The following is a 26,779-nucleotide window of genomic DNA, read 5'->3' on the forward strand; positions in this document are numbered from 1 at the left end:
TTAAATTATGAATGATATGGATTTTGAGCTCAGTGTAGATCCTGAAATTTTTGAGATATTTCGTACCAGTGCGCAAGAGCATTTGGAAAAGATTACTGAACATTTGTTTCGACTTGAAAATGACAGTAGTCAACTGACTCAGGTATTAATCGAAATTTATAGAAGTGCCCATACGCTCAAAGGAGATTCCAATTCAGTGGGTTTGACCCAGGTGGGCACGATTGCCCATGGAATGGAATCGTATATCGGCAGCTTACAAAAAGAACAAGATTCTTTTGATGCGGTGAAGTTAAACAAGCTGTTTACGTTTGCCAAAGATATCCGTGAAAGTTTGGCAGAAGAAGAGCGTAAATTGGGGTTGGCGCCTGCACTGATCGATGTGGATGTGGCGGTTCAGGAAGAAACGCCTCCCGAAGATATTTCTGCGGGAATGCCTTCTGATACTTCAAGCAAGGCTCAAAACTGGCTGCGTGTCAATGCCAATAAGCTGGATTTCCTGATTAACCGTACAGGAGAATTGGGAACCTATCGTGCCGTTTATGATACCTATATTGCAACGGTGAAAGAATGGGTCTACGCTTTGCGTCGCAGCCAGGAAGAAAGCCGCTTGAAAATTCTCAAAAATAGAATTGAAACAGAAGCTGCGGATCTCCTTGAGCAGATGCGCCACCACGCGCTTGTTTTTGACTCCTTATTGGATGATTTGAGTATTGAGCTGGCCCAGATTCGCCTGCTTGAATTTAAAACCCTGTTTAATTCTTTGCGTGTAACCGTTAAGAATACTTCTCTTTCGTTGGGGAAGTCGATTCAGTTTGTCACCGTGGGTGAAGATATCAAAGTGGACAGGTTTATTCTCGAAAAATTAAAAGAACCTCTGGATCATATTGTCAGAAATGCTTTGGATCATGGCATTGAAAGTGCTCAAGAACGGCTGCTTCAGAATAAAAATGAAACAGCCAATATTCAGCTGCGTGTGGGCTTGAGCGGGGGAGACCTTTTGATTGAACTTGAAGATGATGGCAAAGGTCTTGATTTTCATAAAATTAGAAACAAAGCGCTGCACTTGAATTTATTTCCTGAAGAAAAAATCATGGCGATGTCTGAACAGGAACTGACCGATTTGCTTTTTGTTCAGGGCTTTTCAACTTCAGAAACCATTACCAATGTCTCAGGACGTGGTATGGGGTTGGATATTGTTAAAAATATCATTGAAAATACCCTTCAGGGTTCTATTTCAATTCGGTCTCAACCCGGACGGGGAACACGTTTTTCGATTCGGGTTTCATTGCAACTTACCAATTTCGAATCAATTTTTATTCAAGTTTCAGATCGTATTTTTGCCGTTCCAAATACTTCGCTTGAGTCGATTGAGGCCTTGAGCTCTCAATTGCTTCTGCGTGGAGAAGAGGGGCAAACCTTTTTTAACTACCGGGATCAATCGGTTCCACTTGAAGATTTAGCGGCTATTTTGGGAATTGAGCGTGTTCGGCCGGTGGTTTACGATCAAGGATATGTCATGATTTTTCAGCGTGAAAGTAAAATTGCGGCTGTGATTATTGATGAAATTCTTGAGAGCCGCCAGATTTTTATGAAGCCTTTGGGGCAACAAATTACCAAGTTAAAAAATGTTTCTGGAGCAACGCTACAGGCAGATGGAAAGCCCGTACTGGTTTTAAATCCGGTTGAAATCATCGATGAGGTATCAGGTTTCTCTAAACTGGTGGTTCATTCTGACGAAGATGCCCAGTTTTCTGTAACGCGTAAGAAGGTCTTGGTGGTGGATGACTCGATTACTACCCGCACGTTGGAAAAAAACATCTTAGAAACCAGTGGTTTTGAAGTGGTGATTGGCACCAATGGGGAAGAGGGCTGTCAATTGCTTGCGCAACATCGTCCTGATATCGTGATTACGGATTGTGAAATGCCGTTGATGGATGGCTATGGCTTTACGCGTTGGATTCGGGCTTCGAAATATAAACATTTGCCTGTGATTATGGTAACCTCTCTTGCCGATGAAGAATTTAAACGCAAGGGGGTGGAAGCTGGGGTGGATGCTTATATTGTCAAAGGTGAATTTAACCAACAAACATTTTTGGAGCGCATCAGTAAGCTTTTGCAGCAGTCCTTAGAATAGCTCCTGTGCTATACTGGCTTTTATTTTGACTTATTTAAGGAATTTAATTGGCATGGGTCCTGCTCTTAAGGTTTTAGTTGTGGATGATTCTCTGGTTGTTCAAAAATCCTTGGGTAAATCTTTAAGTGGTTTGGAAAATCTCGAAGCGATTGATTATGCCTGCAATGGCGTAGAAATGTTGAATAAAATCAGTATTTTTCAGCCAGACGTGGTGATCTGTGACTTAAGAATGCCCTATTTAGATGGAATTGATGCTGTTGCAAAATTGCAGCAGGAACTAAAAAAACCACCGATCCCGATTATTTTTTTCTCAGCAAATTTTGACGATCAGCAAATAGGCTCTAAACTCTCTGGTTATCTTCATTATGATTGGGTGCGTACCGTAAATAAGCCCAAAGGCTTGCATTATGATGGGGTTGCTCAGGAATTGAGAGATTTGTGTCTTACGCTCAGTCAACGTTTTCCCCAACATTATCGAAAATTAGAAGAAAATCAAAAAATTGAAATTATTTGTTTGGGGGCCTCTGCTGGTGGGCCTGATGCATTGTGTGAGTTATTTCATGTCATGGGTAAAGTTTCTTTGCCTATTTTAATTTTGCAGCACAATACGCCTGGTTATAGTCGAAATTTTAAAGAGTGGTTGAAGGGGTGTACCCAGATGCCAATTCAAGTCGTTGAGCAAAGGCAAGACATTCACGCTGGAGTTATTTATTTGCCGCTCGATAACCATCATTTATGGGTCAGCCCTGATCGCAAATTGAATTTACGAAAAAATTCAGAACAGGATCGTTTTTGTCCTTCGATTAATTTAACATTGAGTTCAGTGGCTTCTGCTTATGGGGCTTCTACAATGGGCGTTTTGCTGTCAGGCATGGGAGACGATGGGGTGGAGGGTTTGCGGGATATTTTTAACTATAAGGGTGTCACGATCGTGCAGAACCAGGCCAGTTGCAAGGTATTTGGCATGCCAAAATCGGCTTTGCGGCAAAATATCGTACAAATGACGCTTTCACCTGAAGAAATTGGACTTTGGATTAAACGGATAGCTCAAGTTGATTGAGTTAATTTTTAGCGTCCAGATTCGTTTTTAAGATAATTTCGAATCGATTCTTTTGAAATACTGCAAACCAGATTGAGTTCAATCATTTTCTCTGCCAGTGTACGCAGACTCCACGTTTTTTGACCTTTTGGCGGGGGGCCAGAAGCCAACCGTTTGAGGGTAATCTGAGCTGTTTGATCCAATTTCGGCGGTTGACCACTGCGCGGTTTATCTTTGAGACACAAACCTTCGGAGCAATAACGCTTTTTGATATTGATAATGGCCTGTTCCGACAAGCCCGTTTCTCGGGCTATTGCCTTATTGGATTGTTGATCATCGGCCATTAAAAGCACTTGTGCTCTTCTAAATTCCCGCTTTTTAGTTTCCTTCGGGGATAAGATGAGTTTCTCAAGCTCTTGTTTTTCTTGTGTTTTTAAATGGATGGTATACTGTTGATTTTGTTTCATCAGACGACTTCACTGTTTATTTTCATTTCAGCCTCTTAAAAATTCCAACTTGCTGAAAGATTGAAAGAGGGGGAGGCTTGATCCGATGACAGTTTTAATTCTGCCACCAAAGGGATAGCTTGGGTTCCATCACCATAAAGCCTGATACTGCTGTCCCACTTTGCTTGCCCCCCTTGTGGAATATACCGTGAATATTTACAATCCATAGCAACGCCATCATCGGGGCGTTGGGTAGAATAGCTAACGGTATAGTTCCGATTATTCAGTTGTGGATCAATTTTGCTGCGTTCCTGATCTATTTGAAATTCCCATTTGCTACTGACAGACGAATAGGGCAAATCAGCTTGTGGGGCAGGTGTTTCTGCGCCTGTATTTGGATCGACGGCTGTATCTGTAGTGGGCTCCGGCGAGGCAGGATCGGTGATGGTCAATTTGGCAGAGTAAAGTTCTGCATTATTGACTTTATTGGTGTATGAGAGTGCACCGCTCAGATACGTATTGAAGGTGTGTTTTAAATTGACTTGATTTGATTCTGTTGAATTGACCACACCCGATTGTGAGCTACTGGTTAAGACCTCTCGTGAATGCACGTAGCCCAGCGTGGTGGCTTTGCTGATTTCATAATCTAAGTTTGCATCTGTGCTGGTGGTCGTATTGCGCCCTACGATTGAGTTGCCATTGCTGTCGCAATCCAGAAATGAAGCAACAGTTTGTTTTTGACTGACGCCGACTGAAAGATCTTTCCCCAATTTGGTATTGGCACTGATGTTTTGTTGGGTTTGGGGGAGTGCAAATCCTTCTGTAAGCTGGGTGGGATCAATCCGTTCCTGTCCATAATTGATGCTGGTATCACCATAGGAAACACCTGCGCTCAGGCTTTGTTTATGGGCCTCGAGGGTTTGGTTCTGCTGAATTTCTCCGGAAACAGAAAATGTTTTAGGGTCTGGTGGGGATGCTTGTTCACCTTCAGTTTTGGAGGGGTTCTCAGTTGTCGCTGTGGCTTGACCTTCTGGTGGATCTGGGAGCTTTTCGGTATGGCTGTAATTAAAACCCAAGGTGGTGGTTTGGCTGTCTTTTTCCGTTGCATAGGAGCCATTGAGCTGCAGATCCGGGGAGGCGTGATAAGTGCCTGCTGTTTCGGTGGCTTGGTCGCCATTCTCTAAAAAGCGTTGGGTATGATCGATTGCAAAGAGCTCATTTCCTTCTGCATCCCGTTTGGTCATACCCAATTGAACCGAGACATCTGTTTGGGTATAGCTTGGCTTCTCCGATAAACGACGAACACCTGAAATCAGAGGTGCAGGGGTATCGCTGCTACCTTTTTTCAGTCCCATACTAATTTTTTGACGAAATTCTAAACTGCCTTGGCTGTCTGTTTTTTGGTTGGCCCCGAAATTAAGTTGAGAGGCTTCAAAATCGGCCGAAGTAGGACGTACTCCTTGCCACGTGCCTTGAAGATCTGTTTCTGTGGAATAAACGGGCCCCTTTGATTCTGTACCCAAATCCGGTAGATGAGAGGGCGCATTTTCGGTGTCAGTAGATACTTCTGAAGGACTCCAGGTACTTGAGTTGGAAAGGATACTCCCGCCCTGTTGTCCTTTTGAGACACTGTCAATATCTGTGCGGGTATTGACCAGGTATTGGCTGGTAGAAGAAAAATTGGAAACGTTTGGCATTGTAGAATTACCCTGAATCCTAGTTTTCTTGATTCAAAAGCAAATAATGGCTTCTGGATCTCTCAACCTGAAGTTGCAATTTATCGACCACTGTATTTTGCTGTTCGAGTGCCCAGCGTCCCTGTTCTGTTTCCGCATGCAGGCGCTGCACTTCAAATTTGAGCGTGTTTATTTTTTGTTTCAGTTCTGAAGGGGCATTTTTTCCGGGGTGGATCTGGCTTTGATAATCTGAAAGCAGATCCTGAGCTTGTTCATAGCGGCGGAAGCTGAGCAGATATTTACTTTGAATTTGGCTGAATTTGTCTTGGGCCTGGTGGAGGGATTTTTCGTCTTTGAGCAAGCTTTGCTTGGCCTTTAGTTTGCTCTCTTCTAAAGCTTGTTCTTTGGCTTCGGTTTGCAGGTCTTCTGGTTCGAAGAATTGAATATTCATTTCTTCGGTGTCTATTTTATTGGGGGATTCCAATGATTGTGGCCATTGCAGTGAGACTTGATCCTGGGGAAGTTGGAGATCCAGACTTTGATTGACAAGGCTCTCTTTTGCGGGCATGGCCGTGGGATTGGGGGGCCAGATCTGGTTTTGTAAAGGTTCTGGCGAACGGTTGATATTGGGTAACATGACTGGCTCCTGTCAGTAGCTATATACTTTGATCCTAGCAGTTCAAAAAACCTAAATTGTGTTTAGATTTGTACTTTTGAGAGATTTGATTTGTCTATTCTGAGGCATTTGTCTACAAGGTGATTTGAAAATAGGATATTTGAATACTTTGGTTTAATAGGTGTTGTTTTTTGAGAAAATCGCGATATATTTTGTTGGTGCATTATTTTTAGATTGTTTCAGAAGAAAAGCCCAGAAAATCACTCTTTTGAGTCATCTTCTGGGCGCTTGTTTTGGCCTTGATTTTAGGCGAGGAAGCTGAATTACGCTTTTTGTTTTAAGAGAGCATCGCGAATTTCGGTCAATAAAATCTCTTCGCGGCTGGGTTCTGGGGGCGCTGGAGGAGCAGCGGGTGCTTCTTCCTCTTTCTTTTTCAGGTTGTTGATCATTTTTACCATCACAAAAACGGCGAGGGCCATGAGGGTAAAGTCGAAGACATTTTGGATAAAGTTGCCCACGTTGAGGGTGACAGCTTCAGCCGTTACTTTGCCTGCGGCATCTAAAACGGCTGCTTTAAGCGGAATTTTAATTTCTGTAAATTTAATGCCTCCTGTGATTAAACCCAAGGGAGGCATCAGTACATCTGAAACCAGTGAGGTGGTGATTTTACCGAAGGCACCCCCAATAATGACACCTACAGCCAGATCGATGACATTGCCTTTGACGGCAAACTCTTTAAATTCTTGAATAAACCCCATATGATATCCTTTCGAGTGCGTATTCTTGTGCAGTATATAAAGAGTTTAACGGCGAGGGCCGGGATATCTTTGTAAGAGAAGCGGCGTGGCTCCTTTTGCTGCAATTACGGCTTGGTAAGCTGCGACGCCATCGGTTGGAATACGTTTCAGACTGGCATCGGTTTGGGCTTCAACCTGATACAGCCCAAAGCGGGAATCGAAATCTCCCCATTCATAATTATCCGTGATCGACCAGTGAAAATAGCCGATTACCTGTGCGCCATCCTGAATGGCCCTTTGCATATGGTAGACATGGTGAATGATATGGTCACTTCGTCTCCAGCCATCTGCACGGGGTTGGTTTTGAAAGGTTCCGATTCCATTTTCAGCAATTACAATGGGTTTGTGAAATCTGCGCTGATAATCCATCAAAACATTGTATAAACCTTCAGGGTAAATGGGCATGCGCCAAGTTTCATGTGCGTTCATGATTTGTTCAATTTTATTGAAGCGATAGTAGTAATCAAACGCAACATAATCAAAGCGGCCCAATAAGGCGACTGTGCCATTGTTGCGTGCGGATGTCTCGCTGGCGTAATGAACAGGTTTAAAGATCTGATTGGCATGAATCGCATAGGCAAAATCACCACTTTTGAGTCCGTCAATAAACCAGTCTGAATCAGCAAAGGCTTCAATTGTCCTGGCGTTCATTGGATCTGCTGAAGACGCATAGGATTTGGGTGTTTTTGCAAAAGGATTGTATTGAAATTGGAAGATATTTGCAGAGACCATGGCCTGTGGATTGATGCCGTGAATTCGATCATAGGCTCTGGCATGGGCTTTGAGTACATTCCAGCCTGATCTCAGAAAACCAAGGGGAGAATGGGTCCCGGGTGGGGTTTTCCCAAATAGATGGGCAATGGGTAGCCAGATATTGGGTTCATTAAAGGTGATCCAGAAACGCACATCGTTGCCCATTTCCCGAGCGATGCGATCTACATAGCGCAGATACAATTCGATAGTATCAGGATCTTCCCAGCCTCTCAAACCATCCCGATCGCTGTCCTCTAGAAGCCATTGCGGATAGGTAAAATGTACCAAGGTAACGAGAGGTGTCATACCATGCTTGCGTACGGTTTGAATTAGGCGTTTGTAATGGGCAATCTGATTTTCATCAAACTCTCCGGGTCGGGGTTCGATGCGACTCCATTCCACACTCAGACGGAAGGCATTGACGCCCATTTGCTTTGCGAGCAGAATATCTTCTTCATAGCGGTTATAAAAATCAACGGCTTTCCCACTGCGATGCTTGGTTTTGCCTGCCTGTTCCCAGAAATACCATTGGCTGTTGGTTTCATTGCCTTCAGCTTGATAACCCGCTGAAGAGACGCCCCACATAAAGTTTGAGGGGGTTTGGCGGAATGAGGTTGTTTTGAGGGTATTATTCTGTGCTGCAGGTAGGGCTTGAGGAAGGGGAACAGGGCTGCACGCTGCAAGAAAGATACAAAATGTAACAATATTTAAAAACAGAGGAATTTTTTTGAAATTCTTGGATTTCATGCTGACCATCGCACCAAAAGGGATTATTCTTAATAATATCTTAATTTCATATAAAAGTAAATTCAAAAAAAGCAGATTGAATTGATTTTGAATCCCATTTTGTTGACGCGGAATCCGTTTAAAGTGTGATCTGGGTCTATTGCTCATTCAGGATGTCTTGCCTACAATAGCCTTAGGGTTATTTTCAAAATTCCTTGTATTTACTAATTCAGGAGATCTGTTTTTATTATGAAGATGCGTTTTGCTTGTCTTTTTTTATTGAGCTCTTCGATGCTGATCGTTGGTTGTGACAATACCACCAATAATGCACCTAAAAATGTCGTGACGCAAACGACCAATAGCGCTCCTCAGCAAGTGGTCAACAATACTACAATTATTAATCAGGGTGAAACCCGGTCGGATGAAACCACACGTTCTACTTCTCCTTCTGCTGCCCCTTCTGCTCCTTCTACGGCTCCTGCTGCAACGCCGGCCCCTGCTGCTTCTAACTGTGGCAAGTTAGATATTCGCGATGACGGTTCCTGGCATTTTCCACGGCCAGATAAAACGCCACGTATTTTACAAAGAGGGGAGTATCAACTCTTTCAGGATGGTTCAGCAAAAATCACCAAAGCGGGTGAGCCTGATGTGGGAGCGGTGATTAAACCACCGGGATGCCCCACATCCAATGCTTCGCCGACGCCGACTACACCTGTGGCCAGTCCTGCCTCTTCTGGAACGACGACTCAGCCCACAAACTGCCGTCTGGATATTAAAGCTGATGGTTCCTGGTCTATTCCCCGCCCCCCCAGCGGTACGCCCCGTACCCTGCAAAAGGGAGAATACCAACTCTTTCAAGATGGTTCAGCAAAAATCACCAAAGCGGGTGAGCCTGATTTTGGGCAGATTGTAAAACCACATTGCTGATTTAAGTTTTTTAAAAGCCCTCCGTTTTTACGGAGGGCTTTTTTATGGTCGTTTGAGCTGGCTTTTGAGGCGTATTTAAGCCAAGAATGAAAAAAGATGCACCAAAAACTCAAAGATAACTTGCATGACCTTATAAATTTGTCCAAAGAATATATCCCGTACACCCGGCAAGAAGACCAAGGCAATTAAAATGGCGGGGCCATAGGGTAAGAGCTGATCAAATTGAATTTGCAGCCTGCGGGGCAGAAATCCTCGCAAGACCCCTGCACCATCTAAGGGAGGCAAGGGCACCAAATTAAAGACCATCAGCAGCAAATTGAGTGAAATACTGATGACCAAAGGTTCTTTGATAAAGTCCTGTCCTGTTTTGTTGCCCAGATAGAGCAGAATAATGCTCAGAATAGCCAAAAGCAGATTGGCCAAGGGGCCAGCCGCTGCAATAGCCGGCATTTGCCAGGCGGGGTTGCGCAGATTTCGCGGATCAACGGGCACGGGTTTGGCCCAGCCAAAGCCTACAAAGACAACCATCAGCGCGCCCATCAGATCGAGATGCGCTATCGGGTTGAGTGTGAGTCTGCCTTCACGGGCGGCGGTATCATCTCCAAAAATATGGGCGGCATAGGCATGGGCTGCCTCATGAAATGAAATGGAGATGATGAACAGGGGCAAGAGGATCAGCAGATCCAAAGGGTTTGAGCGAAAAATCATAGTACCTCTTTGAGTTCTTGGGCCCATTTTTGAGCCAGTGCAAATTCTTCTTCTTTTGAATGGACCAGGCCATCCAGTCGAAAATGGTGGAGCTTTTCTAAAATTTCGCGCATCTGGGGGCCTGGTTTGAGTATCGTTTTTAGGTCATGCCCAGAAATTTCAGGCTTGGACAGACGCAGCTCGCCCCAGAAGTATTCTGCGGCTTGTGCCAGTTCGCTTTCGGGAAAACGGGCCAACCAGAACCAAAGGGTGAGATCTGGGATGGGTTTAAGCGTTTGATACACTTGGTGAGGTTTGAGGGTTTTCCAATTCAGTGCCAGCATTTTTTCCGTTTGAACCACGATCGCTTCCCAGGAACGCACTTGGTGCTGATTGAGTTCCAAGTGTGGGATCAGCTCTGCTCTGCGCGGGACGCTCAGGGCTTCTAATAGGAGACAAAGCGGGGCAGCCCATTGGTCATGGGCTTCGGCAAACCAGGGTTCCCACTGTTCCAAACGATTGAGTGCACCGAGTAAATTTTCGTTGAGTCTCAATTCTGGATCCAGGCAACGCAAGACATTCAGCGCTTCCAACGCGAGAAGACTGGGAAGTGGATCTGCAAAACTTAAAACTTTGCGGAGCTCTGTTCGGATCCGGGGCGAGAAAAAGCGATCAAAAATACCTGTTTGCATGGTTTCAGAGATCAATTGCGCGGTTTGAGATTCTATTTGAAAACTTAAAGCATGTTGTAAGCGGCAGGCCCGCCAGCAGCGCACAGGGTCTTCTCTGAATTTATTCTCATGCAGGGTGCGCAGGAGGCGATGTTCGAGGTCTTGGTAACCATTGAAATAATCAATCAGTTCTCCAAACTCTCCGGGCAGCAGCGCAATCGCCATGGCATTGATCGTAAAATCTCTGCGTATCAGATCGGCGTGGAGATCACTGAAGCTGACTTTGGGATTCGCGCCAGGATGGGCATAGGTCTCTGTTCGGGCTGTGGCGATGTCCAGGTGAAGGCGCTGATCAAATTTAAGTTTGGCTGTACCGTACTGTTCAAAGATCTGAAGCTGGCCTCCACAGCGTCTTTGCATTTCCTGCCCAAGCGCTTCTGCTCCTCGGTGTTCAACCACCAGGTCGATATCCCAGTCAAACTCACGGTGGGGGAGCAGCAGATCGCGAATACTTCCGCCAATTAAAAAGACGCGCAAATCAAGAGCTGCAGCGCTTTCACCCACATGATGAAGGAGTTCCAAAACTTCTGCAGGAAAATAAGCCTGCATTGAACGAATCAGTTTCATAGCCGTATTTTACCAAAGGAAAAGGGGCCCGGAGGCCCCTTTTAGATTATCTTCGTGTCGGGAATCGGTGCCGGGAGGCTTACATCATGCCGCCCATGCCGCCCATTCCACCCATGCCGCCCATATCCATGCCAGCGCCACCGCCAGCCTTTTTATCGAGCTTTTCAACCACGAGAGCTTCAGTGGTCAGGAGCATGGCTGCAATACTGGCAGCATTCTGAATCGCAGCGCGTGCGACCTTGGCAGGATCCACAATACCGGCTTGGATCATGTTTTCGTAACGACGATCCAGGGCATTGTAGCCGACGCCTTGTTCAGCAGCGCGAACATTCTGAGCGATAACAGCGCCTTCTTCACCGGCATTTTCAGCAATCTGGCGCAGAGGAGCTTCCAGAGCTTTCATGACGATATTGAAGCCGACTTTTTCATCGGAACTCAGGGTTTGTTCATTTTTGATCGCATATTCATTGAGGTGTTTGGCAATCTGCAGCAGGGTGGTACCACCGCCAGCAACAATGCCTTCTTCAACGGCTGCTTTGGTAGCAGACAATGCGTCTTCGATGCGCAGTTTGCGATCTTTCAGTTCGGTTTCAGTGGCTGCACCGACTTGAATCACGGCAACACCGCCAGACAGTTTGGCCAGACGCTCTTGCAGTTTTTCACGATCGAATTCAGAATCGGTTTCTTCGATCTGACGACGGATTTGACCCACGCGTTTTTCAACGGCTTCTTTGTGGTCTCCACCCGCAACCAGAGTGGTTTTGTCTTTGGAGATGCGAACCTGACGGACAAAGCCCAGCATTTCAACGCTGATATTGTCGAGTTTCAGACCCAGATCTTCGCTGATGACTTGGCCACCGGTCAGAATAGCGATGTCTTCGAGCATGGCTTTGCGGCGATCACCGAAGCCAGGAGCTTTGACAGCAACGCTGTTGAGAACACCACGCAGTTTGTTGACCACGAGGGTTGCCATGGCTTCACCTTCAACGTCTTCAGCAATGATCACCAAAGGACGGCCTGAGCGAGCAACCTTTTCTAGAACAGGAACGAGGTCAGCTACAGCGCTGATTTTGCGATCGGTCAGCAAAACATGGGCTTCTTCATAGACGGCTTCCATCTTTTCAGAATCGGTCACCATATAAGCTGAGATATAGCCTTTGTCGAACTGCATGCCTTCAACCACATCCAGTTCAGTAGACATCCCTTTAGATTCTTCAACGGTGATAACGCCATCTTTGCCAACAGCTTCCATGGCTTCTGCAATCAGATTGCCAACGGTCAGATCGTTGCCAGCAGAAATGGTAGCTACTTGACCAATCGCGGTTTTGCCTTCGATGGGGGTAGATACATTGTGAATTTCTTCAACAGCCAGAGCGACTGCTTTTTCGATGCCGCGTTTGACCAGAATGGGGTTTGCACCTGCGGTTACGTTTTTCAGACCTTCGCGGATCATGGCTTGTGCCAGAACAGCAGAGGTGGTGGTTCCGTCACCCGCAACATCGTTGGTTTTGCTACAAACTTCTTTAACCAGTTGGGCACCGGTATTTTCAATCGGATCTTCGAGTTCGATTTCTTTGGCAATCGTGACACCGTCATTGATGATTTGGGGAGCGCCAAATTTCTTTTCGAGTACAACGTTGCGGCCACGGGGTCCGAGGGTTACTTTTACGGTATCGGCCACCGCATTTACACCACGCTCAAGGGCGTGACGTGCATCTTCACTATAAACAATTTGCTTTGCCATCTTAATTTATTCCTCCTGATTATCTTTCAACAATTGCGAGAATATCTTTTTCAGAGATAATCAGATATTCTTCACCCTGAGCTTTGACTTCTGTGCCACCGTACTTAGCGAAAATGACACGGTCACCTTCACGAACTTCCATGGCTGAGCGTTTGCCGTCTTCCAGCAATTTGCCGGGGCCTACAGCCAGAACTTCAGCTTCTTGGGGTTTTTCTTTAGCGGTCTGGGGCAACAAAATGCCACCACTGGTTTTTTCTTCACCTTCGATTACTTTTACCACCACCCGGTCACCCAGGGGCTTCAGAAATGTCTTTGCCATGTGTGTCTAAGACCTCCATTTGAGTTTGGCATATCGGAGAATTTATTCTTTAGCACTCATTAACATAGAGTGCTGATATATGTATTCATGATGATCGATTCTTTCAGGACTGTCAAGAGAATTTTGAGTTCAAAAGCAAAAAAATTATCACTCGCACAGTAAGAGCGCTAATTAAAATTCAAATAAAAAGAGGGGCTGTTGAAAACAGCCCCTCTTCCTGGGTTGGTTTTAGTGGTGTTCGGCGACAACCGCTCCGATATAAGATGCTGTCAACATAGAGAAGATAAAGGCTTGGATAAATCCAACCAAAACTTCCAGGGTCATCATGGGTAAAACGACCACGCTGGTGACGATCAGGGGAGCGGTTAAGAAGAGCAGAATCCCCATCACGATTTCGCCTCCGATGATGTTTCCGAATAAACGGAAAGTCAGTGAAAGAGGACGGGTCAAATCTTCCATCATATTGAGCGGGAAGAGAAACCACATGGGTTGAAAATAATGCTTGAAATGGGCCAGGCCTTTTTTACGAATGCCAAAATACCAATAGGAAATAACAGAGATGACTGCAATAGCGCCATTTGTATTTACATCATTGGTGGGAGAGGCAATTTCAAAACCATGGGGAGTGCCAAAGAGTTCAAGCACGCGCCAGGGCAAAAGACCCAGCCAGTTTGAACAGAGCACAAACAAGAAAATGGTGCCGATCAAAGGCACATAGCGATAGGTGTCTTTGTGAACCTGTGAAGAGACGATGCTGTTCGCCAGATCGACTACAGATTCAAAGAAAACCTGTTTTTTCTCGGGTTTTTTGCTGAGTTTGCGCGTGCCCATAAAGGCCAGCGCAATCAGAATGGCCATGACCAACCAACTGCCCATCAGGGTATCCAAATGGACTTTGGCTGGACCGATCTGAAGATTGTAGTGGCTGGGAGGATGATAAGAAGAACTTGCTTCATGGTGTTCTTCTGCTCCGCCATGTTCTTCTGGGGTGCCATGTTCTGTATTTGAAGCATTATGTGTTTCTTCGGCACTGTGCTCGGTCGTCATGGTGACGCTGCCGTGCTCCGTGTCGGAGGGCTTACCGTGAGTTTCATTACTGCTGTGCTCAGTACTGGAGACAGTGCCTTGCTCCGTGCTGGAGGTGCTGTGTTCTTCTACAGCGCTGTGCTCAGTACTGGAGACAGTGCCGTGCGATTCTTCGGCCTGATGGTGTTCTGTTGCAAATGCAGGCTGCACAACCGTTCTCCTTATATATATTGCTTGATTGGATGTACAGAGTAGTTAAGCTCAAACCTTGAAGCTCAATTTGGTGTAACCAGACAGTCTCAAACGTGTTTGACAGGAGGGTTTTGATTCCAGCGCAAACAAATCGAGGCAGGTACACACTGACTCATGCTCAGGAATTTTAGCATAGGCCAAGAGCCTCCCGCCAGATCATCACGCTTTTGAGATCAGTTCTCTGGGGGAAGGCTGGGATTTAGCTCCAGATATTTGCGTTTGATCTCTTTGAGATCCTGCCAGGCCAGCCATTTGGGAGACCCTTTCTGGCGGGAATCATTGCGTAAGAGATAGGCTGGGTGAAAAGTGGGCATACACCAAATCGCGTTCCAAAAAATCCACTTTCCCCGTGCGCGGGAGATAGATTGATTTTCGCCAAACAGACCTTTTAAGGCGGTTGCTCCTGTCAGGATGATGATTTGGGGTTGAACGAGCTGAATCTGTTGTTCCAGAAATGGGAGACAGGTCTGCATCTCTTGCTGTGTTGGGGTGCGGTTCTGGGGCGGGCGGCATTTGACTACATTGGCGATATAAGTGTCTTGCTGACGATCAAAACCCACCGAGGCAAGCATTTTTGTAAGCAATTGCCCTGCTTTGCCTACAAAGGGCACGCCAGTTTCATCTTCGTGTTGCCCAGGGCCTTCTCCTATCACCATTAAGTGGGCCGCTGGGTTGCCATCCGAAAAGACGGAAAAAGTTCGGCCCTTGTATAGCCCACATTTTTGGCACTGACTACAGGCTTGAGCCAGTACCTGCAGGGCTTGCTCTTTTTCACTCTGTTTTGGGGCGCTGAAATGCGCCCGATCCGAATCTGGATTTTGATTAGAGAATGAATTTTGATGGCTCATCTGATTGATAGATGGTTTTTTATCAAGATATTAATTGTAAAGGCTCTTCAAGATTATATCATGCTGTTCAGAGCTTCTGAAGATTGAATTAAAGGCGCGAATCCCCATTCTGACTTGCTTGGCAGTGGGATATGCTATGCTATAATAGACTTTCATAAAATTCGACCAAATCGGGAAGAGAGAAACTGCCCCATGAGCGATTCTGAGACCCAAATCTGGGAAGATGAAGACACCAATAGCATCATTCAGGAAGACGCCGTCTCTGATGCCCTGTCTTTTCTGGATGATCCAGAAGAAACCCCTTATGACTTCGAAGATGAGGAAGTGCAAGCGGCTTTGGAAGTGGAGCAGGGTATGGATGATGATTATATTCCTGCCATGGATCAGGATGACAGTCTGAATGAAGATTTTCCCGCAGAAGAAGCATCTGATAATTTTGAAATACAGAGTGATCTGTCTTTGGAAGAAGAAGTAATGAATACTGAAACCGAAATGATAGAAGAAGAAGTGCTTGAAGCAGAAAGTTTCGAAGCCTATCCCTCCTATGAAGAAGAACCTGCTGTCGAAGATGCCGCAGCCACGTCTGTCGAAGTTTCAGAACCCGCCCCTGCCGTGCAGGAAGGTGCAGATGATTTTAATCTTGCCACTTTAAATCAGTTGGTGGATGAAATCCGTCAGGAAAGTGAACGTGTTGCCGAAATGAAGTCTTCTGTGGCAAAAGCGTTGAGCCTGATCCAAGAAATGACTGAATCGCTAAAGTCGTGATAGCCCCTTTTGAAGCCATTCTACAAAAGCATCAGGAACTGACAGAGTTATTGTCAGATCCTGATGTGATTCGTGATCAGGAGCGTTTTCGCAAATACGCCAAAGCACATGCCGAGCTTGAAGAAAAAGTGGCGATTTACCATGAATTGGAAAAGGTCAATCAAGACCTTGCCAATACCCAGGAAATGGTACGTGAAGAGCAAGATGCTGATATGAAAGAGCTGATTCAGAGTGAACTGCAAGAGTTGACCGAACGACAGGCTCATTTAGAAAACACACTGCAGTTAATGCTTTTGCCCAAAGACCCCAATGATGAGAAAAACATCATGTTGGAAATTCGTGCGGGAACAGGGGGCGAAGAAGCTGCTTTGTTTGCTGCCGATCTGATGCGGATGTATACCCGTTTTGCAGATCAAAAACGCTGGAAAACCACCATTTTGTCCTTAAATGAAACGGGCTTGAATGGGATTAAAGAAGCGGTTTTGGCCATTGAAGGCGATAGCGTTTACAGCTATTTGAAATATGAGTCTGGGGTGCACCGTGTTCAACGGGTGCCCGATACTGAAGCTTCAGGGCGGATTCACACCTCTGCTGCGACAGTGGCTGTTATGCCTGAGGCTGAAGATATTGATATTGAAATCAATCCTGCGGATTTGCAGATGGATACCTACCGTTCAGGTGGGGCCGGGGGCCAAAACGTCAACAAGGTTGAAACCGCTGTGCGTATTACCCATGTGCCGACAGGTATTGTGGTGGCTTGCCAAGAAGAGCGCTCCCAATTGCAGAACCGCATGAAGGCGATGTTGATGCTCAAGACCAAAATGTTGGATCGCTTGACCCACGAGCAGAACCAAGAGCGTGCAGATGCGCGTAAGTCCCAGGTGGGCAGTGGAGATCGCAGTGAACGTATCCGGACCTATAATTTCCCAGAAAGTCGGGTCACCGATCATCGGATTAAGCTGACCCTGCATAAACTGCCAGAAATTTTAAATGGCGATCTCAATGAAATGATCGATGCCTTGATCACTGCCGATCAGCAGGCCAAGCTTGAGGAACTCACCCAGCAGGATGAAGTGGCTTTGGCCTAACGCTTCGCTGGTTTTAAGTTTTTTCAAAGTAAAAAGGCAATTTTTCACGAATCACGACGGGTGTTTCTATTGGGATTAATTCTGAAAGTTCAGTCACATCCTGATTAAACATGCGAACACAGCCATGTGAGGCTTCTGTGCCGATGCTGTTTGGATTATTGGTGCCATGAAGCGCATATCCCGACCAGTGCCTGCTGGGATAGGCCGATTTTGTATAGATCAACAGACGTCTAACCCCCCAACCTGTATTCGGGTAGGGCATGATTTCTTTTTTTCCCATGATAAAAAGTCCTGTAGGGGTGGGAGTACGTGGGCGACCCGTTGCAATCGGATAGGTTTTCTCAAGAATATCATTCTGTACATAATAAAGCGCAAAATTGTATTTATCGACCAGAACAAAGGTGGCTGCAGGGCGCTCTGAAAGATGGTAGAGGGTCAATTTTTGTTGATTGATAAGAGTCTCTTTGTTTTGGAGTTTTAGAATCAGTTCATTGCTTCCTGTTTCCAGGGCGATAGCGGGTAAAAAGAAAGCCTCACCTGCTTTTATTTTCTTTTGGAGGACAGTTTTTTGATTGAGCATTAGGCTTAGCTCAAAGTTCTCCGATGAAGTTTTTTCTCCCAGCACTGAAATCCAAACACCTTTTAAATTGGAAATGACCTGGTGATTGGCGAGTGCGACAGAGAGCCAGACGTTGGGCGGCTGCTCTGAAAGCGAAATCTGAGTTTCCTGCTTTTGCAGGGGAGTGGAAAAGGCTTGTATTTCATAGTCCGGTTTGAGGGGGAGTGCGAGGGCCGAAAGGTTCAGAAAACTCCAACAGAAAAGGGCAAGGCCAAGACGTTTCATTTTAATAATCCCGGATTAGAATTTGCGTGATCTTTTTGTTGCGTACGTAAAAATCGGTTCCTTTTCGGCCGCCCAGCGTATATTTCAAATAAATGGAACCCCGCTGAATTTTTTTGAGTTGTTTGCCATAGGCTTTCAGCAATTCTGCTTCAGAAGAGCCGACATGGATGCCTTCGGGGGTTTTAAACTCAGGAGTATTGACTTCGAAAATAAAAATATGATGTTTCACATCGCTGTAAACTTGCAGAGGATAACTGTTGTTTTCTTTGTTTTTTGTGCCAAAAAAGAAATAATAAACAATTTGCCCTTCATATTCGGTGTCTTTTCCAGTGAGTGTTGGTTTTGAGCCTAATTTCTTTGTGAGCTCTTGGATTCCTGTTGTATCAGGCATTCCCAGGGCAACATTTGCAATGCTTTTTCCTGGCTGGATCGGGGTGGGCGCAAATGCCAGGGCCGGAAAACTCAGCGCGAAGGTCAGAAACACAAAGGGTATTTTAAATCGCATACAGGAAACTCCTGAAAAACTTAGTCTGTTCAAGCTTCTGGATTCATTATGCCTGATCTTCTTGTCAGAGTCCAAACCAGAGTCTTTCTGGCTTGGACTCTCGCCTGAATTAAGGTAAACTGTTAATGTGAAATACAAGTATCAGCTTGCTATTTCCTTATTTCTCGGCAGAAAATCTAACAGATAATCGTGATACAACAATTCAAAGCTTTGTTTGTAAAAAATACCCCTGTCTTTGTCAGCATGATGGGGGTTTTGGTTGCTTTGATCCTGGTCAGCACCTATTTAACAGGTTCTTTGATTGGACCAGAGGACGCGCTTCAAGATTTTTATTTTAAGACCCGTTTTCGTACCTTTCAACCCCATCCTGATATTGTTTTGGTGGGCATTGACGATAAAACGACTTCCAATCCGAAATATGGCTACCCCCTTCCGCGTACGGAATATGCCGCTTTTCTGAATAAACTTCATGAGCAGGGAGCCAAAGCGATTGGTTTTAATATCCTTTTTGGTACGCCCAGCAAGGACCCCTCGGTAGATCAAAAACTGTTTGATGTCCTTGATAAAAGTAAAGACCACAAAAATATTGTGATGCCTTTTTTCTATGATTATTCTACTGGAAATACCAATACTCCCTTTGCTAAGTTACAAACCTATATTTCAGCCTTGGGGAATGTCTCTACCTATCCTGGAGATGTTACCCATTTTATTGAAGCCCAGGCGATAAATCAAAATGCTGTGCCCAGGCAAGTTCTTTTTCCCATGGGGTTGGAGCTGGCGCGCTTATATTTGGGTTTGCAGAGTACAGATATTCAGATTCATGGCAATGAATTGATTTTAGGCAATTATGCGAAATTCCCGCTTGAGAATAACAATCTGATTCGTTTGCCTTACCAAGGACAATCTGGATTCTTTCCTGTTTATTCTTTCGCAGATGTCATGTCGGGAGAGGCCAAAATTAATTTTCAAGGTAAATTGGTCATCTTGGGTGTTATGGCACCTACCCTGGGCGATGTCACGACCAGCCCATTTGGCGATCAGGCCAGTAAACCCATGTATGGAATTGAAATTCAGGCGCATTTGGCCCAGAGTTTGCTCAATAAACGCCCCCTTCACCACGCGAACTCCATTCTTTTGATCATTTCTCTTTTATTAATCGGTGGGCTTTCTGGCTTGGTTTTGCCGCGTTTTGCCCTTTCGCGTCAGATCATAATGCTCTTGGGCCTGTCGGTTGTATTTTTATTTATTGCAGTTTTACTGTTTAATTTTACCGATTTCCTCTTGGATATTGTGCCTGTCTTTATTTTTTCGGTGGCCATGATCATTGGCGTTACGATCATGATTTGGGTGCGTTCTAGTTTGGCTCTCAGTGAACAGATTCAGGCCATTCAAGAAGATCAGCGCAAAGTTCCCAAGCCCAATTTTAATCAAAAGATTGAACATACCTTGACCACTCTGTTGTATATCAGTCAGGCGGCTTGGGTGAGTTACCGTGAATTGAATCTTGATAAAAAGCAAATGATCTTACGTGAAGTGAAAAGCCGTGACGGCAAGTTCAGCGATGAAGAGCGCCTGGAAATTGACGAAGAGCTGGATGAAAAAGAATTGCCCACCCGTTACGAGCATTTACCACCCTATTATGAAGCGCTTTCTGCTCAGGAAGTTCCTTTACGTGCAGTGCCGATTGATTTTTCCCGTTTGCCTGAGAGCCTTCGTGAGGCCTATACCCAGCATCTTGATTTCAAACGCCGTTATAGCAATCTCAGAGAAAGTCAGTTTGTGCTTTTGCCTTTCTTTGATCCGCACCGTCAGTTGATCGGACTCTTTGAGATTTTCTATCCTGTTCATCTTGAAATGGATGAACTTTCAGGACAGTTGCTTGAAAATGTGCATCAAGCGGCCACCACGACTTTGCTGCAAACCTTTACCAAAGAGGGACCGGCCCGTGATTTGATTCCTGGCTTTGAAGAAAGAATCGAAGCCTTGCGCCAATTGCGCAAAAAAGCAGATGATGAAGCTTTGTTCTTTGAAACGGTTTTGCAAAGTACCACCAACCCCGTTGTGGTTTGCAATCAATTGGGCGAAATTAATTTCTACAATGAAAATTTTGTGCATACCTTGCGCCTGTCTGAGGAAGAAAATTTAACCCATGCCAATATTATTCAGCTTTTGGGACGTGTTTTCCATATGCAATCCCAGCAATGGCAAGATATTTGGCAGACAACTGTATTCAGACGCAAGCAAAAAGAAGTTCAGGTCACCACCGAGTGGGGGGTCTACCATTTGTCGCTTACGCCTGTTGTGGACAAGCGCGCAGAGGTAACCGGGGTGGTGATGGTCTTGACGGATGTTACCAAACTGCATCGCCAGGCCAATTTCGATAAGCTGACAGGTTTATACAACCGGCGTTATTTCGATGAGCTTTTGCTCAAAGAGTTTCAACGTACCCAGCGCAACCCTGACAAGCCGTTCTCTATTCTTTTAATGGATATTGACCATTTTAAAAGCTTCAATGATACCTATGGTCACCAGGTTGGCGATCAGGTTCTTGCAAGTTTTGGTCAGGTTTTGTCCAAAACAGTGCGACGAACGGATATGCCTGTGCGTTATGGGGGTGAAGAAATGGTCGTGATTTTGCCTGACACGAAATTAGAGCAGGCGGCAATCGCAGGTGAAAAAATTCGCAAGGTTGTAGAATCCATGCAGCTTTATGATTTGGAAGGCAATCCCATTCGTCAGATTACAACCAGTATTGGGGTTGCTCAATACAGTCCACGCGATCAAAAACCTGAAGATCTGGTTCGACGGGCAGATGATGCTTTGTATAAATGCAAAGGTGCGGGCCGGAATTGTATTCATCTGCATCGGGACAGCCAGGGCATTGTGAAATACCATCCGGGTCAGGTATCTTCCCCCGCAAATTAGTCTCCATTGTCTGGCTGTCTTTTGCTGGATTTCCAGAAAGATCTGAACTGCTTGTTTCTTTATGGGAGAGGTTTCAGGGGCTTGAAAAAGCTGTTGGCAGCAGGTCATTCTCTTTAATTTTTGTCAGTGAGACCTGAAATTGAGAAGGTTTCTACCCTGAAGATAAAGCCATTTTTAAGCGTCCAGATTTCGTAGTCATTGCGAACATCTCCCACCTGATCCATATTGAGATCGCCGGAGACTCCCTGGTAATCAATATCTTCTCCTTTGGCCAAGAGTGCGAGCGCCTGTTTTAGCCCTTCTTGCCCTGGCCGGATCTGGGTGCCGGGCGGACTGGCAACTTCCCGAATCGCCTGTCTTAAATCATGGGTTGAAGAAAAATGAGTGCGTTGTATGGCCAGGGCCGCCAATAGGACGGAGTCGTAAGTATTGCCGGCAAAGGAAACAGGAAAATCGCCATACTCTGCGATATAGGCATCCTGAAAAAACTGAAAATCGCCCTGTTGAGAAGATGCTGAAGGAATGGTTCCTATTGAAGTGTCTAATTTTTCAGGGTGTTCGACCCCTTGAACGATTTCTGAAGCTTTCAAGCCATCAGAAAAAAACCATTTGATATCTGGGGCGAGACCGCTGGACATCCAGGCATTGAAGATCGCCGGTGCTTCACCAGGATAGCCGATAAAACAAACAGCCTCTACGGGTTGCTTGAACAGGGCTTTAATTTCTTCAAGATAGCTTGTTTTGATGGCTTCGGGATAGGCTATTTCATTGAGAACTTCGGCGCCATTTTTTTTGAGGCCTTTTTTAATCACCTGATTTAAAGATTGGCCATAGGCATTATCAATATAGAGAGTGGCTATTTTTTTAAAGCCAAAATCATGTATTTTAGAAACTAAAATTTGTCCTTGGAAAGCATCTGAGGGCACGGTTCTAAAAAAATAATCTTCATCCTCCAGGCTGCTGAAGATCGCTGAGGTCGAAGCCGGGGAGATCATGGGGATTTTTTTTTCTTTTACAATATCGAGAACCTGGCGACTTTCCTGGCTGCTGGAGGGGCCAATCAAAGCTTGAATTTTGGGGTTTTGATCAAGCAAATCTTTGACGCGTTGAGCGGCCAATGTGCCGTTGGTTGCAGAATCAATATGAAAAAGTTTGACCGGCATATTGTGAATGCCTCCAGCCAGATTTAAATGCTGCATCGCCAGATCTGCTGCTTTGCGGCGCGAGGGGCCTTTTGCCGAAAGAGAGCCTGTTATGGGCATGGCAACCCCCAATTGTACGCTGGGCGACTCTTGTGGACTTGTGCCTGGCATTTGGCAGGAAAAACTCAAAAAACTCAGGGCGAGCATGATTGCTCGCCCGGAATTTCGAAAAACTGTTTTCACAGAATCAGACTAATAGACGTCAATCCGAATCTGATCTTTCAGGGTCGGATTGTCTACAGAAATGGCTTCCAAAACTGTACTGCCAGATTTAACGCCTAAGACAGTGCCATCTGCCAAGACATTCAAAATATCACCTTGAAGGGTACGCCATTGTACCGCTTGGGTTTTTTCTTGATTGGCGTAGGTCGTTGTGGCTGATAGTTGAAGTGTTTCACCTTTTTTCAGCTTTAACTGGCGTACTTCACTGTCTACACGAATAGAGGCAGGCTCAGAATAGGCAGGAATGCTATCTACATATTCATTGACAATGGCTTGCAACTGAGATTCACTCAGCTCGTTTTTATAGCGTTTTTGCAAAGCATCAGAAACTTTTTCAAGATCTTTCAGGCTTTTGTTCAAATAAGCCAGATTGACTTTTTTATTGCGAGCTTGAGCAGCTTGTTTTACCAAGTCGACAGCGGTTGAGCCTAAATCCAGATCTGAAGCGGCTGTTTGGCCAGCCTCTCCTGTTTGCAGGGTTGAACGCAAACTCAGGAGGGGGTGTTTGGCTTCTACTGTATAGGTTTTGTTGGGCGCTACCTTGGGCATGACATAGCTGGCCACGAAATAAGGTTGACCGTTGATATATTGCAGAACCGTATTGTTGACAAAGGCCTGCTGACCTAATTCTGGAATGACCAGACGGAAATTATCACGGAAAAACTCAGCCCAGAATCCAACCGCCAAGCCAGAGGATTTTACAGAGCGAATTCCAAATACGGATTGTGCGGGTAAAACTCCCAATGGTGGAGCGGTAATGCCCTGGGGGGGAGCCGTAATCCCTTGCGGTGGAGCGGTAATGCCTTGGGGCGGAGCTGTAATACCCTGAGGGGGAGCGGTGATTGAGCTCAGATCAGAGGGTGAGAGTACCAAGCCAGCAGGAATTTTCAATTGGCCGGTAACGCTTGCATTGCCCAAAGAGGGTTTAATCGCATAGCCTGGGACACTTTGAACCTCAATGGGAACCAGAGAGGCTGTTGCAGCGGTTTGAGTACCAGATATATTAACGGTAGAGGGGGCCTGTGAGCTTGAGCTACAAGAAGCCAGTAATGAAACCGTTACTGTGGCAAGAACCGATTTCGCAAATTTGTTTTTCACGTATATTTACCCATATTACGAAGAGTGTCTGTATTATAACATGACGTTTTGCAATTTCAATCTCTCTCCCAGATCTAATTTTTCAGAGCCTGATTAATTTCTAAGCCTCTCTTTATTACTTTATGGTTTAAATAGCGTTTTTCTCATCTCATTCCTCTTTTAGGGCGAATTGTGCCCGATGGGCATTGGGAGTATCATTCTAGAATGCGTTTCAGTCTTCGCTGATATCTTGGGTTAGAATAGTGCAATCCTAATCCTGGTTTTGTGGAGGTATTCAGATGCCGAAAGTTGATCAACATACACAAGTGGTTGGGTTGATGGGCTATCCCCTTTCGCATAGTTTTTCGCCCGCCATGCACAATGCAGCTTTTGAAGCCTTGAAACTGAATTATGTTTATATTCCCATGCCTGTTCCTCCAGGACGTTTAAGTGAAGCTGTTCAAGGGTTGCGCGCCTTAAATTTTGTGGGAGCCAATGTTACGATTCCTCACAAAGAAGAAATTATTCCTTTTCTGGACTATGTGACAGAAGAGGCCCAATTGGCAGGGGCTGTGAATACGCTTTTCTGGACAGAAGACAGCTATTTGGTGGGGGACAACACGGACGTCGAAGGTTTTCGGCGCACCCTGCAGGAATGGAAGATTGATCTGCAGGGCAGAACGGGAGCCATTATTGGTTCTGGGGGGGCTGCTCGTGCCGTGGCGATTGCCCTGGCCCGTTCTGGCGTGAAAGAAATTATTTTTTGGGCCCGTCGTTATGAAGCTGTACAGCGGGTGATTGAAGACCTTCAGCCTCTTTTTCCAGATTTGGTCTGGAGTTCTCATACCAAATCAACCCCTGTCTGGGCTGACGACCTGACACGTACTTCTTTGCTGGTCAATGCCTCACCTGTGGGCATGTTTCCCCATGTTCAAGATTCACCGCTCAGCCGATCCATGTTGGGAATGCTGCCAGAACAGGCCCATGTCTATGATTTGGTTTATAACCCGCAAGAGACGCTTTTGCTTAAAACTGCCCGAGAATTGGGTTCGCTCCAGACCCATTCCGGCGTAGATATGCTGGTTTTTCAAGGGGCTGTTGCCTTTGAACGTTGGACAGGCCAGGTCCCGCCCGTGGCATTGATGCGAAATATTATCCTGGAGCGTTTAAGTCTGGCTTCTGATTAAAGTTCAACCCAGTTTACTCCCCGTTGCAAAATATGACATAAATTTTGCTTGATTATTAAATATATGTAAATTAAGAAAATTATTTACGTATTGGTGATAAATATATTTCTATTGAAATTAAATTCCGGTAAAATGAGCATTATTAAATGAGGTTATATTGAGAGACCTCGACCTAATTTCAAGGGAACGCTCAAATATAAGGAGATGTATCCAATGTCTAAAGATTTCTCACAAACAGAAAAGGATTTGCGTTTGTTTTCTGAAATGTCCAGTCAGGGCCATGAACAAGTGGTTCATTTTTATGACGAATCCGTGGGGTTAAAAGCCATTATTGCCATTCACAGTACTGTGCTTGGGCCTGCTTTGGGAGGAACCCGCATGTGGCCTTATGAGTCAGAAGCCGATGCGCTTAAAGATGTGCTGCGCTTATCACGCGGCATGACCTATAAAGCAGCTGTAACAGGCCTCAATCTGGGGGGCGGCAAAGCCGTTATCATTGCTGATCCTAAAAAAGATAAAAGTGAAGCGCTGTTCCGTACCTTTGGCCGCTTTGTTGAAAGTTTGGGCGGTCGATATATTACTGCCGAAGATGTGGGTATCAATGTCAATGATATGGAATATGTTCGCACTGAAACGCGCCATGTAACGGGCTTGTCGCGTGCTATGGGTGGAAGTGGTGATCCTTCTCCCATTACCGCTCAGGGTGTCTACCAGGGAATGCGTGCCTGTGTGGAAGAACTTTATGGCAGTGATTCTCTGAAGGGAAAACGTGTCATGATTCAGGGCTTGGGGCATGTGGGCACTTCACTGGCTGAGCTTTTGGCCCAGGAAAAAGCGGAATTGATTCTTACAGATTTGGATATGGGGTATACCGAAGAAGTTGCTGCAAGATTGGGTGGAAAAGCCGTCGCTCCGGATGAGGTTTTCTCGATTGAAGGCGATATTTATTCTCCTGCAGCCTTGGGGGGCGTGATCAATGACCGCTCCCTTGAGCAGTTTGGTTATAAAATTATTGCCGGTTCAGCGAATAATCAGCTTGAAGACGAAATTCGCCATGGCTTGATGCTGAAAGAGAAAGGCATTCTTTATGCCCCTGATTATGTCATCAACGCAGGGGGGCTGATCAATGTCTGGAACGAACTGCAAGGCTATAATAAACGCAAGGTTTCAAAAGAAGTACAAGGCATTTATACGGCTTTAAAGCAAATTTTTCAAATTGCAAATAAAGAACATCTTCCTACCAATTTGGCCTCAAATCGTTTGGCTGAACGTCGGATTGAGCAACTTTCAAAACTGAGTCGGATTCATATTCCTGCTTCCTGTAGATCCTGCTGATTTTGCTACGTGTCAGTGTATTCGAAGCTTCAGATACGGTTTTAATAACCCGTCAACGATCCCGGCCTAAAGGCCAGAGCTTGTAACTAACCAAAGGAGATGTTCCCTTGAGTTGCTACAATAGGCTGGTTGAAGCACGAAGTGCGGATCGCACCGCGAGACAGCCCTTTAAATTGCAAATAATTGGCGCGAATATTAATCGCAGCATTGTGGTCTGCGTGGCAAGTGAATTTGCACACACGGCACTTAAACACAGACTGTTCAGGGCGATTGGAGCGGGAAACATGTTTGCACTGAGAACACTTTTGCGAGGTGTAACGGGGGTCAACAAAAACAACACT

General features: G+C 45.5%; 24 protein-coding genes. 8 read left to right on the plus strand and 16 right to left on the minus strand.

Translation table 11 applies throughout. The features are described from left to right. Positions 1–7: 7 nt before the first annotated feature. Both COW20_14195 and COW20_14200 read left to right on the plus strand, forming a co-directional pair. A complete protein-coding gene (locus COW20_14195; protein ID PIW46907.1) occupies positions 8–2,134 on the plus strand; it encodes a hypothetical protein in 2,127 nt (708 codons plus the stop codon). Between the two features lie 52 nt (positions 2,135–2,186). After that, positions 2,187–3,194 (plus strand): hypothetical protein, encoded by a 1,008-nt coding sequence (locus COW20_14200; GenBank protein ID PIW46908.1) that lies wholly within the window; start codon positions 2,187–2,189, stop codon positions 3,192–3,194. A gap of 8 nt (positions 3,195–3,202) precedes the next feature. Here COW20_14200 and COW20_14205 read toward each other — a convergent pair whose 3' ends face one another. The 5 genes from COW20_14205 to COW20_14225 all read right to left on the minus strand — a co-directional run bounded on the left by COW20_14205 (position 3,203) and on the right by COW20_14225 (position 8,355). Then, positions 3,203–3,640 carry a hypothetical protein gene (locus COW20_14205; protein PIW46909.1) on the minus strand — a complete coding sequence of 146 codons (438 nt, stop codon included), beginning with the start codon at positions 3,638–3,640 and terminating at the stop codon, positions 3,203–3,205. Positions 3,641–3,675: 35 nt separating this feature from the next. Continuing rightward, positions 3,676–5,316 (minus strand): hypothetical protein, encoded by a 1,641-nt coding sequence (locus tag COW20_14210; GenBank protein ID PIW46910.1) that lies wholly within the window; start codon positions 5,314–5,316, stop codon positions 3,676–3,678. Between the two features lie 19 nt (positions 5,317–5,335). Next, entirely contained in the window at positions 5,336–5,932 is a 597-nt protein-coding gene (locus COW20_14215; protein PIW46911.1) for a hypothetical protein, read from the minus strand. A 302-nt stretch (positions 5,933–6,234) separates the two neighbouring features. After that, positions 6,235–6,669 carry a large conductance mechanosensitive channel protein MscL gene (gene mscL, locus COW20_14220; GenBank protein ID PIW46912.1) on the minus strand — a complete coding sequence of 145 codons (435 nt, stop codon included), beginning with the start codon at positions 6,667–6,669 and terminating at the stop codon, positions 6,235–6,237. A gap of 45 nt (positions 6,670–6,714) precedes the next feature. Then, positions 6,715–8,355 carry a hypothetical protein gene (locus tag COW20_14225; GenBank protein ID PIW46913.1) on the minus strand — a complete coding sequence of 547 codons (1,641 nt, stop codon included), beginning with the start codon at positions 8,353–8,355 and terminating at the stop codon, positions 6,715–6,717. A gap of 81 nt (positions 8,356–8,436) precedes the next feature. Here COW20_14225 and COW20_14230 point away from each other — a divergent pair, with 81 nt between their 5' ends. Beyond that, positions 8,437–9,114, plus strand: coding sequence for a hypothetical protein (locus COW20_14230; GenBank protein PIW46914.1), 678 nt, complete (start codon positions 8,437–8,439; stop codon positions 9,112–9,114). A 75-nt stretch (positions 9,115–9,189) separates the two neighbouring features. On the opposite strand, the gene COW20_14235 is transcribed toward COW20_14230, so the two are convergent. From COW20_14235 to COW20_14260, 6 genes are all read right to left on the minus strand, one after another. Continuing rightward, positions 9,190–9,822 carry a site-2 protease family protein gene (locus tag COW20_14235; GenBank protein ID PIW46915.1) on the minus strand — a complete coding sequence of 211 codons (633 nt, stop codon included), beginning with the start codon at positions 9,820–9,822 and terminating at the stop codon, positions 9,190–9,192. Beyond that, positions 9,819–11,099: a hypothetical protein gene (locus COW20_14240; GenBank protein ID PIW46916.1), complete on the minus strand. Its 1,281-nt coding sequence runs from the start codon at positions 11,097–11,099 to the stop codon at positions 9,819–9,821. The genes COW20_14235 and COW20_14240 overlap by 4 nt, the downstream gene beginning before the upstream one ends. 79 nt (positions 11,100–11,178) lie before the next feature. After that, positions 11,179–12,843, minus strand: a complete 1,665-nt coding sequence (gene groL / locus COW20_14245) for a chaperonin GroEL (protein PIW46917.1) — start codon at positions 12,841–12,843, stop codon at positions 11,179–11,181. 19 nt (positions 12,844–12,862) lie between these two features. Then, complete coding sequence (locus COW20_14250; GenBank protein ID PIW46918.1) at positions 12,863–13,162, minus strand: co-chaperone GroES; 300 nt, start codon at positions 13,160–13,162, stop codon at positions 12,863–12,865. Positions 13,163–13,390: 228 nt separating this feature from the next. After that, the gene (atpB, locus tag COW20_14255) at positions 13,391–14,398 is read right to left on the minus strand and encodes an ATP synthase F0 subunit A (GenBank protein ID PIW46919.1); all 1,008 of its coding nucleotides are present in this window, start codon (positions 14,396–14,398) and stop codon (positions 13,391–13,393) included. Between the two features lie 215 nt (positions 14,399–14,613). Continuing rightward, positions 14,614–15,288 (minus strand): uracil-DNA glycosylase, encoded by a 675-nt coding sequence (locus tag COW20_14260; protein ID PIW46920.1) that lies wholly within the window; start codon positions 15,286–15,288, stop codon positions 14,614–14,616. A 192-nt stretch (positions 15,289–15,480) separates the two neighbouring features. Here COW20_14260 and COW20_14265 point away from each other — a divergent pair, with 192 nt between their 5' ends. Then, complete coding sequence (locus COW20_14265) at positions 15,481–16,053, plus strand: hypothetical protein (GenBank protein ID PIW46921.1); 573 nt, start codon at positions 15,481–15,483, stop codon at positions 16,051–16,053. Continuing rightward, positions 16,050–17,141 carry a peptide chain release factor 1 gene (locus COW20_14270; GenBank protein ID PIW46922.1) on the plus strand — a complete coding sequence of 364 codons (1,092 nt, stop codon included), beginning with the start codon at positions 16,050–16,052 and terminating at the stop codon, positions 17,139–17,141. Before COW20_14265 ends, COW20_14270 begins: the two co-directional genes overlap by 4 nt. 13 nt (positions 17,142–17,154) lie before the next feature. Here the strand turns inward: COW20_14270 and COW20_14275 are convergent, their stop codons facing one another. Then, positions 17,155–17,985: a hypothetical protein gene (locus tag COW20_14275; GenBank protein ID PIW46923.1), complete on the minus strand. Its 831-nt coding sequence runs from the start codon at positions 17,983–17,985 to the stop codon at positions 17,155–17,157. 1 nt (position 17,986) lies between these two features. Beyond that, positions 17,987–18,490 carry a hypothetical protein gene (locus COW20_14280; protein PIW46924.1) on the minus strand — a complete coding sequence of 168 codons (504 nt, stop codon included), beginning with the start codon at positions 18,488–18,490 and terminating at the stop codon, positions 17,987–17,989. Positions 18,491–18,679: 189 nt separating this feature from the next. Here COW20_14280 and COW20_14285 point away from each other — a divergent pair, with 189 nt between their 5' ends. Continuing rightward, positions 18,680–21,415: a hypothetical protein gene (locus COW20_14285; protein ID PIW46925.1), complete on the plus strand. Its 2,736-nt coding sequence runs from the start codon at positions 18,680–18,682 to the stop codon at positions 21,413–21,415. Between the two features lie 113 nt (positions 21,416–21,528). On the opposite strand, the gene COW20_14290 is transcribed toward COW20_14285, so the two are convergent. Further along, positions 21,529–22,764 (minus strand): hypothetical protein, encoded by a 1,236-nt coding sequence (locus COW20_14290; GenBank protein PIW46926.1) that lies wholly within the window; start codon positions 22,762–22,764, stop codon positions 21,529–21,531. A gap of 45 nt (positions 22,765–22,809) precedes the next feature. Then, positions 22,810–23,937 carry a hypothetical protein gene (locus tag COW20_14295; protein ID PIW46927.1) on the minus strand — a complete coding sequence of 376 codons (1,128 nt, stop codon included), beginning with the start codon at positions 23,935–23,937 and terminating at the stop codon, positions 22,810–22,812. Between the two features lie 278 nt (positions 23,938–24,215). On the opposite strand from COW20_14295, the gene COW20_14300 reads away from it, so the two are divergent. Both COW20_14300 and COW20_14305 read left to right on the plus strand, forming a co-directional pair. Then, a complete protein-coding gene (locus tag COW20_14300) occupies positions 24,216–25,103 on the plus strand; it encodes a shikimate dehydrogenase (GenBank protein ID PIW46928.1) in 888 nt (295 codons plus the stop codon). 264 nt (positions 25,104–25,367) lie between these two features. After that, positions 25,368–26,438 (plus strand): leucine dehydrogenase, encoded by a 1,071-nt coding sequence (locus COW20_14305; protein PIW46931.1) that lies wholly within the window; start codon positions 25,368–25,370, stop codon positions 26,436–26,438. 86 nt (positions 26,439–26,524) lie between these two features. Here COW20_14305 and COW20_14310 read toward each other — a convergent pair whose 3' ends face one another. Continuing rightward, positions 26,525–26,692 carry a hypothetical protein gene (locus COW20_14310; GenBank protein ID PIW46929.1) on the minus strand — a complete coding sequence of 56 codons (168 nt, stop codon included), beginning with the start codon at positions 26,690–26,692 and terminating at the stop codon, positions 26,525–26,527. Positions 26,693–26,779: the final 87 nt, after the last annotated feature.

The sequence above is a fragment of the bacterium (Candidatus Blackallbacteria) CG13_big_fil_rev_8_21_14_2_50_49_14 genome (assembly GCA_002783405.1).
Lineage (GTDB): Bacteria > Cyanobacteriota > Sericytochromatia > UBA7694 > UBA7694.

Coding starts and splice junctions, on each gene's coding strand:
- mscL (PIW46912.1), bottom strand. CDS start 6,669: ATGGGGTTTATTCAAGAATTTAAAGAGTTTGCCGTCAAAGGCAATGTC.
- COW20_14265 (PIW46921.1), top strand. CDS start 15,481: ATGAGCGATTCTGAGACCCAAATCTGGGAAGATGAAGACACCAATAGC.
- COW20_14260 (PIW46920.1), bottom strand. CDS start 15,288: ATGAGCCATCAAAATTCATTCTCTAATCAAAATCCAGATTCGGATCGG.
- COW20_14235 (PIW46915.1), bottom strand. CDS start 9,822: ATGATTTTTCGCTCAAACCCTTTGGATCTGCTGATCCTCTTGCCCCTG.
- COW20_14250 (PIW46918.1), bottom strand. CDS start 13,162: ATGGCAAAGACATTTCTGAAGCCCCTGGGTGACCGGGTGGTGGTAAAA.
- COW20_14210 (PIW46910.1), bottom strand. CDS start 5,316: ATGCCAAACGTTTCCAATTTTTCTTCTACCAGCCAATACCTGGTCAAT.
- COW20_14195 (PIW46907.1), top strand. CDS start 8: ATGAATGATATGGATTTTGAGCTCAGTGTAGATCCTGAAATTTTTGAG.
- COW20_14230 (PIW46914.1), top strand. CDS start 8,437: ATGAAGATGCGTTTTGCTTGTCTTTTTTTATTGAGCTCTTCGATGCTG.
- COW20_14275 (PIW46923.1), bottom strand. CDS start 17,985: ATGAAACGTCTTGGCCTTGCCCTTTTCTGTTGGAGTTTTCTGAACCTT.
- COW20_14225 (PIW46913.1), bottom strand. CDS start 8,355: ATGAGCAATAGACCCAGATCACACTTTAAACGGATTCCGCGTCAACAA.
- COW20_14240 (PIW46916.1), bottom strand. CDS start 11,099: ATGAAACTGATTCGTTCAATGCAGGCTTATTTTCCTGCAGAAGTTTTG.
- groL (PIW46917.1), bottom strand. CDS start 12,843: ATGGCAAAGCAAATTGTTTATAGTGAAGATGCACGTCACGCCCTTGAG.
- COW20_14280 (PIW46924.1), bottom strand. CDS start 18,490: ATGCGATTTAAAATACCCTTTGTGTTTCTGACCTTCGCGCTGAGTTTT.
- COW20_14205 (PIW46909.1), bottom strand. CDS start 3,640: ATGAAACAAAATCAACAGTATACCATCCATTTAAAAACACAAGAAAAA.
- COW20_14305 (PIW46931.1), top strand. CDS start 25,368: ATGTCCAGTCAGGGCCATGAACAAGTGGTTCATTTTTATGACGAATCC.
- COW20_14200 (PIW46908.1), top strand. CDS start 2,187: ATGGGTCCTGCTCTTAAGGTTTTAGTTGTGGATGATTCTCTGGTTGTT.
- COW20_14215 (PIW46911.1), bottom strand. CDS start 5,932: ATGTTACCCAATATCAACCGTTCGCCAGAACCTTTACAAAACCAGATC.
- COW20_14300 (PIW46928.1), top strand. CDS start 24,216: ATGCCGAAAGTTGATCAACATACACAAGTGGTTGGGTTGATGGGCTAT.
- COW20_14290 (PIW46926.1), bottom strand. CDS start 22,764: ATGCTCGCCCTGAGTTTTTTGAGTTTTTCCTGCCAAATGCCAGGCACA.